Raw genomic sequence first — 11156 nt, 5'->3', positions numbered from 1 at the left:
CCCGTCCCCCCACATCCTCCCCACCACGGCTCGACCCGGCTCGGCACACGACAACAGGAGGAAACCCCGTGTACGCAGTGATCCTCGCGGGCGGCAAGGGCGTCCGGTTGCGCCCCTACACCACCGCACTGCCCAAGCCCCTCGTTCCCATCGGCGACCAGCACGCCATCCTCGAGATCGTGCTGCGCCAGCTCTCCACGGCCGGCTTCACCCACTGCACCATCGCCATCGGCCACCTCGGCGAGATCATCCGCGCGTACGTCGGCGACGGCTCCCAGTGGGGTCTGCACGTCGACTACGCCAGCGAGGAGAGCCCGTTGGGCACCATGGGCCCGCTGCTGGGCCTGCGCGACCGGCTCCCGGAGAGATTCCTCGTCATGAACGGCGACATCCTCACCGACCTCGACTACGCCGACGTCCTGCGCCGGCACGAGGCCACCCGCGCGCCGCTGACCATCGCCACCTACGCCCGCAAGGTGCACATAGACTTCGGTGTGCTGACCACCGACGCCAGCCGCGTCGTCGGGTTCACCGAGAAGCCCAGCATGGACTACCGCGTGTCCATGGGCGTGTACGGCCTCAGCCGCGACACCCTCGACGGCTACACCCCCGGCCTGCCCCTCGGTTTCGACGAACTCGTCCTGGACCTGCTCCGCGCCGGTGACCCGCCGCACGCCTACGAGTTCGACGGCTACTGGCTCGACATCGGCCGCCCCGACGACTACGACCGGGCCAACGCCGAGTTCACCAGCCGCAAGTCCCTCCTGCTCAAGGGAGTCTGAGCACCTCATGCGCATCCTCGTCCTGGGCCGCACCGGCTATCTGGGGGCCCACGTCGTCCGACGGCTACGGGCCCTGCCGGAGGTCCGGGTCCTCGACGGCGGCCGCTCACCCGGCGCCGAGTTCGGCATCGACCTCGCCGCCGACCGACCCGAGCGGCTCGCCAAGACCCTGGCCGCGGCGGCCCCCGACGCCGTGGTCAACTGCGCGGGCGCGACCGGCACGGATCCGGTCACGCTCGCCGAGGTCAACGCCCGCGGCCCCGCCGTGCTGTGCGCGGCCCTGCGGGAGGCGGCCCCGGCGGCCCGGCTGGTCCACCTGGGCTCGGCCGCCGAGTACGGGCCCGGCGAACCCGGCGTCCGGGTGGGGGAGTCCGCGGCCACCCGCCCGGCCGCCCCCTACGGTGCGACCAAGCTCGCCGGGACCGTGGCCGTGACGGCGTCCGGCCTGGACGCGGTGGTCCTGCGGGTCGGCAATCCCGTCGGTCCCGGCGCGCCGGCCACCGGACTGCCCGGCCGGATCGCCGCGCTGCTGCGCGCGGCCGGCCCGGACCCGGAGGCGGTGCTGCGGCTGGGCGACCTGTCGGCGTACCGCGACTTCGTCGACGTACGGGACGTCGCCCGCGCGGCGGAACTGGCCCTCACCTCCCCGGCCCCGCTCCCGCCGGTGCTGAACATCGGCTCCGGCGAGGCGGTCCCGGTCCGGGACCTGGTGCACGGCCTGGCCCGCAGGGCGGGCTTCCGGGGCCGGATCGAGGAGAACACGACGGCCGGGGCCGGCTCGGCCCGCTCGGCCGCGGTGTCCTGGCAGTGTTCCGACATCACCGCCGCGGACCGGTGCCTGGGCTGGCGCCCGGAGTGCAGCCTGGACGACATGATCGCCACGCTGTGGGTGGCGACGGCGGCCGACGGCAGTCACCTCCTGTGACCCTGTTGGTACCGCTGTACGTGCACCCGGCCGAGGAGCCGGGTGCCTGGGCCCGGCTGATCGGGGCCGCGCCCCGGACCTACGCGGTGGTCCTCAACCCCGCGAGCGGTCCGGGCACGCGGCCCGATCCCGCGTACCGGGCGGCGGCCGACGCCCTGCGCGCCGCCGGCGCCCGGCTGCTGGGCTACCTGGACACCGACTACGGTGCCCGCCCGGCGGCGGAACTCACCGTGGAGTTCCTGCGCCACCGCGACTGGTACGGCGTCGACGGCTGCTTCCTGGACCGGGCGACGGCGGCCCGGGACGACCTGCGCGCCTGCCGGCGCGTGGTCCGCTCCCTGCGCCGGCTCGGCGCCACCACGGTGGTGCTGAACCCGGGTGTCCACCCGGCGCCCGGCTACCTCCGCTGCGCGGACCTGATCGTCACCTTCGAGGGTCACTGGTCCACGTACGTGGCGGCGTTCGCCCGGCCGGCCTGGACCGCCCGCCACCCGGCCGACCGCTTCTGCCACCTCGTCTACGGGGTCCCCGGGGCCCTCGTCCCGCTCGCCGTGCGCACCGCCCACGAACGCGGCGCGGCGGTCGCGGGCCCGGTCACCGGCGAACTCCCCAATCCCTGGCGGGAACCGACACCGGCCCTCAAGGACGGCCCGCACCCATGAGGCCGGACCCGCGCCGGCCGACACCCCCGGTAGGCTGCGGCGTCAGCCGTGCCGCAGCCGCTCCAGCACCTCGATCCCGAGCTCCAGGGCCTCCTCCGGCCCGGCCACGGACTGCTGGAGGTCCAGGAAACAACTGTCCGCGCCCGAGGCCCGTACGCCGTCCAGCACGGCGGCGATCTCCGCGGCCGAGGCACCGGCGGCGACGTTGTGCCGGATGTGCCGGGCCAGCCCGTCCGGGTCCCGCCCGGCCTCCTCGGCGGCCTTCCGGGCGATGTCCCACAGGGCCGCGCCGGCCCCGCGCGGCAGGGCCACCCCGGCCCAGCCGTCGGCGCGGCGGCCGACCCGGCGCATGGCGGCGGGCGACAGCCCTCCGAGCAGCACGGGCGGCCCGCCCGGCCGGGAGGGCCGCAGCCCGAAGTGGGCCCCGGGGATGGACCAGTGGGCCCCTTCGTGCCCGAACACCTCCGCACTCCAGATGCCGCGCAGCACGTCGAGCGCCTCGTCCAGCAGCGCGCCGCGCCGCCCGAAGTCGGCGCCGACCGCGGTGTACTCGTCACGCATCCACCCCAGCCCCAGGCCGACGACGAGCCGTCCCGCGCTGACCCGGTCGAGCGTGGTGAGCGTACGGGCCAGCAGCAGCGGCGGGTACCAGGGCGCGTTGAGCGTGCTCGTGGCGAGCCGGATCCGGCTGGTCGCGGCCGCGGCGACAGTCAGCGTGGTGAGCGGGTCGAGGAAGGTCCTGAACCCCGGCGGATAGGGGTTCTCCGGCGTGTACCCCGGATAGATGTCACGGGGCGCGACCGGCGTCAGCGACCGGTCCCCGACCCACAACCAGCCGAATCCGGCCTCCTCGGCCTCCCGGGCGAAGGGCGCGATCCGCTCCGGGCGGGCGTGTCCGCCGTACTGCGGCAGGGCTATTCCGATGTCCATGGCCCCAGTCTCGACCGGAACTCCTGGTTCACCGACGGGTTCCGGCCCCCGGGCGTGCCGCCCGGGTCCCGGCGGGTGCCCTAGAGTCAGGCGCACGGCGGACCACCGCCGGCCTGCGGGGAGCGGGTGGGCACGGCGGACAGGCGTGACCGGGGACGTGGGGCGCCCGCCGGGACGGGACGAGGGGACGGGGCACGTGGTGCGGGCCGGTACGGGTGTCGATGCGGGGCGGCGCTATCTGATCTCGATAGGGCTCGCGCACTACGAGTCGCCTGATCTGCCGGTGCTTCCGGAAGCGGGACGGGACGCGGACCGGGTGGCAGAGCTGCTGGCCGGTTTCGGGTACGAGCGCGTCCTGACCGCACTGCGCCACGGGGCCACCACGGCCGAGCTGCACGAGGGCCTCTCCCGCTGGGCCCTGATGGCCGGGCTGGGACCGGACGACGTGCTCGTCGTCTATTACGCCGGGCACGCACGCTACGACCACCAGCGCTGCCACCTCTTCGGCACGGACAGCGAACCGCGCTGGCCGTACGCGTCCCTGGAGCTGGACGAACTCACCCGGCTCATCGCCCGCAGCTCCGTCGGCAGCGCCCTGATCGTCCTCGACACGTGGACGGAGCCGTACCTGGACCAGCCGGCCACGGGGTGGGCAGGCGCCCTCGGCGATGCCTGGCAGCGCGGCGGCACGTCGTTCCACTTGATCAGCCACACCAGGGGCGCCGGCCACGGGGCGGCCGGGCACCTGGTGGACGCGTGGGAGTACGCGTTGAGGACCCCGTCGGCCGGGTCGCGGCAACGCAGTGTCTCCCTCGTGGAGGTGATGGGCCTGATACGCCACCACCTGGATCTGGCCGGGGTCCGCACCGAGCCCTTCTACATCGGCGTGGGGCTGGGCGGAACGGAGGACTTCTTCCCCAACCCCCGCTTCGTCCCGGACCTGCCCCGCGACTCCCTCGACCCCGACGGCGTCGCACGACTCCGGCACGAGAACCGGGACCACTTCGAGCCGCGCAGCCGCGGCGTCGCCCACGCGGCGGAGTCGGGGGACTTCTTCGTGGGGCGCACGCGTGCCCTGAGGCGCATCGCCGCGTGGGCAGCGGCGCCCGCGGGGCCGGTGCGACCGCTCGCGGTGACCGGCGCCCCGGGCTCGGGCAAGACCGCCCTCCTCGGCCGCTTCCTGGCGCTCACCGACCCCGACAACCCCGCCCGGTTGAACACCGATCCGGAGACGTTGCCCCCGCCCGGCCTGACGGTCGTCCCCCTGACCGGCCGGGACATCGGCGGGCTCCAGTCGCTCGCCGCCGATCTGGCGGCCGCGCTCGGGCTGCCGCAGGGGGCCTCCGCGGGACGGGTGCTCGACGTGCTCGCCGGACGGGTGGACCCCGTCGTCATCGTGCTCGACGGGCTGGACGAGATCGCCCCCACCGCGTACGACGGCGGGCTCGCCGACTTCGTGCGGTCGCTCGGGGCGATCGCCGCCGTGCGCCTGCTCGTCGGGACCCGGAGATCCGCCCTGCCCTCGCTCGGCCCGGACTTCGAGGTCCTCGACCTCGACGATCGCGACCACCGCGACGAGGGGGCCGTGGTCCAGGTGGCCCGCCGGCTGCTGGCCCAGGAGCCCGGGCGGTCCGCCGAACGGAACGCGGCGGACGCACAGGAACTGGCCCGCAGGACGGACTACTCGTTCCTGATGGTCCACCTGGCGGCCCGAGCCCTGGCGGACGACGGCCACGCGCTCGACTTCGGTGATCTCGGCTCGTTGCTGCACAGCATGCTGCGACGGCTCGGCGCCGACGAGGAACGCACGGTCCGCCTGCTGCGCCCGCTCGCGTACGCCCAGGGCGCCGGCCTGCCGAGCACGTTGTGGGCCCCGCTGGTCACGGCCCTCACCGGCGAGCACTGCACACAGGAGGAGCTGCGCGAGCTCCGCGACGGGGTCGGCGGCATCGTGATCACCACCGTGCGGCCGGACGGCACGGAGGTCCACCGGCTGTTCCACCTCTCCCTGGTGGAGTACCTCCGCACGCCCGGGGACGACCGCACCGAACACCGGGCGACGGCACGGGCCTTGCTGGACCTCGTACCGACCACGCCCACGGGCGCACGGGACTGGGCCGCGGCGGACCCGTACGTCCTCGAACACCTCGCCACCCACGCCGCGGCCGGCCGGATCCTGCACGAAGTGGTCCAGGACGCGGCCTTCTTGAGCCACGCCGCCCCGGAACCGCTCCTGCGGGCACTGAGCGACAGCGGCACCATCGGCCCCGCCGTGACGCCTGCGACCACCGATGCCGAGGCCGACGCAGAGGCCGACGCAGAGGCCGACGTCGAGGCGGAGGCCGACGCCGGGGCCACCGGGGCGGCGGTCGCCCGCGTCCTGTCGGCGCTGCCCTGCGTGCTGGTGGTCGCCACGGAGTGGTCCTCCGGCCGGGGCGGACTGAGCACCTTCAACCGGCACCTGTGCGTGGCACTGGCCGCGGCCGGGGCGCAGGTCTTCTGCATCGTGCTCGACGCCGACCTCTCCGAGGTGACCGACGCCAAGGAGAAGGGCGTCACCCTGCTGACGCACCCCGGCGCGCCCGGAGCCCCCGACTACGGCCGGCTGACCCGCCGGCCCGTGCTCCCGGCCGGGACCGCGCCCGATCTGGTCATCGGCCACGCCCGCATCACCGGCCCGGCGGCCGCCCACCTCACCGAGGACTTCTTCCCGCACGCCCGGCGGCTGCACTTCGTGCACATGGCGCCGGACGAGATCGAGTGGCACAAGCTCGGCGACGGCGTGGGCCGGGCGCGGCAGGCCGAGGAGCGGACCGAGATCGAACGGGACCTGGGCACCACCGCCCACCGGGTGGTGGCCGTGGGCCCCGCGCTGGAGCGCCGCTACCGCAACGAACTGTGGGGCGCCGCCACCGAGCCCCTGCGCCTCGACCCCGGCTTCGACCTGCCGTCGGGACAGCCCGACGCCTCGGTCCGCCGCACGCCCCCGCCCGACGGCCTGCACAAGGTGCTGTTCGTCGGCCGGACCGAGGACGCCGTCCTCAAGGGGATCGACGTGGCGGCACGGGCCTGCGGGATCGTGCACGAGCGGCGGGCCGGTCGGGCGGGGGAGCGGATCGAGTTCTTCGTACGTGGCGCACCGCCGGAACGGGCCGACGAACAGCAGCGGCTCATCCGGCAGTGGTCGGGCAACCCGGGCCTGCACGTGGTCGTGCGCCCCTACTCGGCCGACCCCGGCAAGCTGGAGTCCGACATGCGGCGGGCCGGCCTCGTGGTGATGCCGTCCCGGTCGGAGGGCTTCGGCCTGGTGGGCCAGGAGGCCGTCCTGCGCGGCGTACCGGTGCTGGTGAGCGACCGCAGCGGGCTGGCCGAGCTGCTCCGCGAGTACCTCGGCGTGGACGCCGACCCCCTGATCGTTCCCGTCACCGGGGACGTCGACGCCGACGCCGAGGAATGGGCCGCGCGCATCGAGAAGTCCCTGGCGTCCCAAGCGGAAGCCTTCGCGCACATGCACACGGTCCGTACGCGCCTGGCCGCCTCCGTCACCTGGGCCGAGGCCGCCCGCCGGGTCCTGGCGGAGGTGGCGTCGCGGCGGGGCGGTGCGGTGCCCCGCGCGTGAGGCCGTCCCGCCGAGGATTCGGCGGGGGCCGAAACCATCGCGGAGGACCGGGCGGCCGGTGGAGGATCGGTGCCGCAGGGGCGGTGACGGGGGGCCGCCCCTGCCCGGACCGGGGAGGCGGGGCGCGGGTCAGGGCTCCGGCGCGCCCATCGGTGCCCGGCGACTTACGATGTCGTCAGAGGACTCGGGGCAGTCGACGGACGGCCGGTCCCTGGCCGGCGGGAAGCGGGCACCCATGGCTGAGCGGCTCAAAAATTCCGGGCTGGTCGGCGAACTCTCGGCGGAATTCGCCGGCACCATGATTCTCATCCTGTTCGGCTGTGGCGTGGTGGCGCAGGTCGTCGCGGGCGGAGCCCTGACGGACCCGGCCGGCGGGCTCGGCAACCACGACAGCATCGCCTGGGCCTGGGGCCTGGGCGTCACGCTCGGCGTCTACGTAGCGGCCCGGCTCAGCGGTGCGCACCTCAATCCCGCGGTGACCGTCGCGCTGGCGGTGTTCAAGGGTTTCCCGTGGAAGCGGGTGGCGCCCTACGCGCTGGCCCAGGTGGCCGGTGCCTTCGTGGCCGCGCTGATCGTGCGCTGGAACTACACCGAGGCCCTGGCCAAGGCGGACCCCGGCCACACCATCAAGACGCAGGGCGTCTTCTCCACGCTGCCGGCCAACGGCAACACCAACCTCCCCATCACCCAGTGGGGCGCCCTGCGTGACCAGATCATCGGCACGGCGATCCTGCTCCTGCTGATCCTGGCCGTCACGGACCTGCTCAACACGCCTCCCGGCGCCAACCTGGCCCCGTTCATCGTCGGCCTGATCGTCGTGGCGATCGGCATGGCATGGGGCACCGACGCCGGCTACGCGATCAACCCGGCGCGTGACTTCGGGCCGCGGCTGGCCAGCTTCCTGACCGGATACGGCACAGCATGGCGAGATCAGTACGGCGACATCTACTTCTGGGTGCCGATCGTAGGACCGTTCATCGGCGCCGTGCTGGGAGCAGCTCTGTACAAGTTCCTGATCGGCCGTTACCTGCCGACCGCGGAGCCGGAGCCTCCCGGACGGATCCCGGCCCCCGACGAGAGCTGAGAGGTGACGAGCCATGGCTGACTTCGTCGGCGCAGTGGACCAGGGAACCACCAGCACCCGTTTCATGATCTTCGACCATGCGGGCAACGAGGTGGCCAAGCACCAGCTGGAGCACGCCCAGATCCTGCCGCGCTCGGGGTGGGTCGAGCACGACCCGGTCGAGATCTGGGAACGCACCAACTCCGTGATCCAGAACGCCCTCCGCCACGGGAACCTCTCGGCGACCGACCTGGCGGCCATCGGCATCACCAACCAGCGCGAGACGACGGTCGTGTGGGACCCCCGCACCGGACGCCCGTACTACAACGCCATCGTCTGGCAGGACACCCGTACGGACTCCATCGCGGCGGCGCTCGAACGTTCCGGGCAGGGCGACGTGATCCGCCGCAAGGCGGGGCTGCCGCCCGCGACGTACTTCTCCGGCGGCAAGATCCAGTGGATCCTGGAGAACGTCGACGGCGTGCGCGAGGCCGCCGAGCAGGGCCACGCCCTCTTCGGCAACACCGACTGCTGGGTGCTGTGGAACCTCACCGGCGGCCCCGACGGCGGCATCCACGCCACGGACGTGACCAACGCCAGCCGCACCATGCTCATGGACCTGGAGACCCTCGACTGGGACGACGAACTGCTCGGCTTCTTCGGCGTCCCGCGGGCCATGCTGCCCCGGATCAACCCGTCCTCCCACGCCGAGGCGTTCGGCCAGGCCCGTACCTCCCGCCCGTTGCGCGCCGCCATCCCCATCGCGGGGGTGCTCGGCGACCAGCAGGCGGCCACCGTCGGCCAGGTCTGCTACGCGCCCGGCGAGGCCAAGAACACCTACGGCACCGGTAACTTCCTGGTGCTGAACACGGGGACGGAGCTGGTCCGTTCGCAGCACGGGCTGCTGACCACGGTGGCGTACCAGTTCAGCGGCGAACCGGCGGTCTACGCCCTCGAAGGCTCGATCGCCGTCACCGGTTCGGCCGTGCAGTGGCTGCGCGACCAGCTCAAGATCATCACCGATGCGGCCGAGACCGAGCGCCTGGCCGGCACGGTCGAGGACAGCGGCGGCATCTACTTCGTCCCGGCGTTCTCCGGCCTGTTCGCACCGTACTGGCGCTCCGACGCCCGCGGCGCGATCGTCGGTCTCGCCCGCTACCACGACGCCGGACACCTGGCCCGGGCCACGTTGGAGGCCATCTGCTACCAGAGCCGTGACGTGGTCGAGGCCATGGAACAGGACTCGGGCGTCCACCTCGACGTGCTCAAGGTCGACGGCGGTGTCACCGCCAACGACCTGTGCATGCAGATCCAGGCCGATGTCCTCGGCGTCCCCGTCAGCCGCCCGGTCGTCGCCGAGACCACCGCCCTCGGCGCCGCCTACGCCGCCGGCCTGGCCACCGGCTTCTGGCGCGACACCGACGAACTGCGCACGCACTGGCAGGAGTCCAAGCGCTGGGAGCCCCGGTGGACCGAGGAACAGCGCCAGGAGGGCTACGCGGGTTGGAAGAAGGCGGTGGAACGCACCCTCGACTGGGCCAAGGTCGAGTAGCGGTCGGTCGCGCCGTGACCGCGGCCCCGCCCCGGCCGTGCCGGGGAGGGGCAGCGGTCGTGCCGGGGCGGGGTCGCGGTCACGGGGTGCGCAGGGCCACCGCGGCCCAGTGGCCCTCCGGGACGGCCACGTCCGTGAGGAGCCAGCCGGGTACGGGGGCGGGGACGGGCCCGGAACCGACGTAGTCGGCGGCCGGGTCGGCGGACAGCCCCACCCCCAGTCCCTTGAGGTAGGCCTCCTTGCGGGTCCAGACCCGGGTGAAGGCGGCCGGGCGTTCCGCGGCGGGGAGCAGGGCCAGTTCCGCGGCCTCCCGCGGGTGCAGCACGTCGGCCGTCTCCAGGATGGTGGCCGGCCGCACCAACTCCTCCACGTCCACCCCGACCGGGGCGGTCGCGAAGGCCAGCAGGCTCAGCCCGGTGCAGTGCGACAGCGAGAAGTGCAGTGCCCCGCCGGGCAGGACCGGCCGTCCGTGGGGCTCGTCGCAGTGCGTGCACGGCGCCCGTTCGACGGTGATCTCGCGCGGGGCGATGCCCAGGTAGGCGCTGAGCAGCCGGCGCAGCGCGACGTGCGCGCAGACGTAGGAGTCCCGGTCCGTGGCCCGCGCGAACTCCGCCGCCCGGGCCAGCTCCTGGCCGTCCAGGGTCCCCGGCGCGTGCCGGCGGGCGTGCGGCAGGTAGGCGGTGGTGTCCACGAGCCACACCTCCGGTCCGGCGGCCGGGTGCAGGCCCGCGTCCGGCCCGGGACCGGGGTCGGTCAGCGGCTGCGGCAACAGCAGCCGGGGCAGGGTCAGGATGGTCATGGGGCGTCCCCTCAGACAGTGACGGGCACGGCCGGCTCGACGACGGCCGGCGCGGCTTCCTCGGCCCGGGCCGGGTGGCGCAGGGCGAGGACGGCGGCCAGCGGGGAGACGAAGGCGATCGCCCCGCACAGCAGCCAGGTGGTCCGGACGCCCAGGGCGAGCGACAGCGAGCTGAAGACCGCGATGGAGATCGGCGCGGTGCCGATCCCGGCCAGGGACAGCGTCGACATCGCGGCGCCCATCCGCTCCTCGGGCGCGGACTCCTGGTACAGCGTCACGATGGCGGGCCCGTTGAGCCCGGACAGCAGGCCGACGGCGGCGGCGACGGCGGTGAGGGAGAGCACCGACGGCATCAGCGCCATCACCAGGATGCCCGCGGCCAGTCCGGCTCCGGTCACCACCAGGCGTACGTACATGGGGATGCGGTGCGCGAGGGCCGCGCCGAGCGCGCTGGAGCCGAGGGCGCCGACGCTGAAGGCGGCCAGGACCACGCCGACCGCGCCGACGTTCCAGCCGCGCTCGGAGACCAGCAGCGGCAGGGCGACCTCGGCGGGCCAGCTGAAGGCCATGTCCAGGCAGAGCGAGGCGATGAACATCCAGCGCAGCCGGGGGTGGCGGGCCAGCAGGCGGAAGCCGTCGCCGGACCGCTTGACCAGGGAGACCCCGGGCTCCGGCTGCGGCCGGGTGAAGCCGTGGGTGACGTGCAGCAGGCAGACCAGCCAGACGGCACCGGTGACGGCGCCGACGGCCATGGCGACCCACAACTGCCCGACGGTGATCAGCAGGGCGCCGGCGGGCAGTTGTGGGTCGCCATGGCCGTCGGC

General features: G+C 74.1%; 9 protein-coding genes. 6 read left to right on the top strand and 3 right to left on the bottom strand.

Annotated elements, in window-relative coordinates; all coding sequences use genetic code 11:
• Positions 1–68: 68 nt before the first annotated feature.
• Genes EF918_RS25560 through EF918_RS25550 form a run of 3 tightly spaced genes read left to right on the top strand, consistent with a single transcriptional unit; the run spans position 69 to position 2369 of the window.
• Positions 69–782 (top strand): sugar phosphate nucleotidyltransferase, encoded by a 714-nt coding sequence (locus EF918_RS25560; RefSeq protein WP_125650912.1) that lies wholly within the window; start codon positions 69–71, stop codon positions 780–782.
• 7 nt (positions 783–789) lie between these two features.
• Positions 790–1707, top strand: a complete 918-nt coding sequence (locus EF918_RS25555; protein ID WP_125650910.1) for an NAD(P)-dependent oxidoreductase — start codon at positions 790–792, stop codon at positions 1705–1707.
• Positions 1704–2369 carry a spherulation-specific family 4 protein gene (locus tag EF918_RS25550; protein WP_125650908.1) on the top strand — a complete coding sequence of 222 codons (666 nt, stop codon included), beginning with the start codon at positions 1704–1706 and terminating at the stop codon, positions 2367–2369. Before EF918_RS25555 ends, EF918_RS25550 begins: the two co-directional genes overlap by 4 nt.
• Before the next feature lie 42 nt (positions 2370–2411).
• Here EF918_RS25550 and EF918_RS25545 read toward each other — a convergent pair whose 3' ends face one another.
• A complete protein-coding gene (locus EF918_RS25545) occupies positions 2412–3299 on the bottom strand; it encodes a TIGR03619 family F420-dependent LLM class oxidoreductase (protein ID WP_125650906.1) in 888 nt (295 codons plus the stop codon).
• A gap of 316 nt (positions 3300–3615) precedes the next feature.
• On the opposite strand from EF918_RS25545, the gene EF918_RS25540 reads away from it, so the two are divergent.
• The 3 genes from EF918_RS25540 to glpK all read left to right on the top strand — a co-directional run bounded on the left by EF918_RS25540 (position 3616) and on the right by glpK (position 9533).
• A complete protein-coding gene (locus tag EF918_RS25540; protein ID WP_221889752.1) occupies positions 3616–6918 on the top strand; it encodes a glycosyltransferase family 4 protein in 3303 nt (1100 codons plus the stop codon).
• 235 nt (positions 6919–7153) lie between these two features.
• A complete protein-coding gene (locus tag EF918_RS25535; protein WP_125650902.1) occupies positions 7154–8002 on the top strand; it encodes an MIP/aquaporin family protein in 849 nt (282 codons plus the stop codon).
• A gap of 13 nt (positions 8003–8015) precedes the next feature.
• A complete protein-coding gene (gene glpK / locus EF918_RS25530; RefSeq protein WP_125650900.1) occupies positions 8016–9533 on the top strand; it encodes a glycerol kinase GlpK in 1518 nt (505 codons plus the stop codon).
• Positions 9534–9612: 79 nt separating this feature from the next.
• Here the strand turns inward: glpK and EF918_RS25525 are convergent, their stop codons facing one another.
• Together EF918_RS25525 and EF918_RS25520 are read right to left on the bottom strand one after the other, a co-directional pair.
• Positions 9613–10332 (bottom strand): 4'-phosphopantetheinyl transferase superfamily protein, encoded by a 720-nt coding sequence (locus EF918_RS25525; protein ID WP_125650897.1) that lies wholly within the window; start codon positions 10330–10332, stop codon positions 9613–9615.
• An 11-nt stretch (positions 10333–10343) separates the two neighbouring features.
• On the bottom strand, positions 10344–11156 hold an 813-nt coding region (locus EF918_RS25520), incomplete at its 5' end, for an MFS transporter (RefSeq protein ID WP_125650895.1).

Origin of the sequence: Streptomyces sp. WAC06614 (genome assembly GCF_003949795.1) — a bacterium.
Taxonomy (GTDB): domain Bacteria; phylum Actinomycetota; class Actinomycetes; order Streptomycetales; family Streptomycetaceae; genus Streptomyces.
The sequence above is the reverse complement of the archived record's forward strand: the minus strand, read 5'-3'. Positions and strand labels throughout refer to the sequence as shown.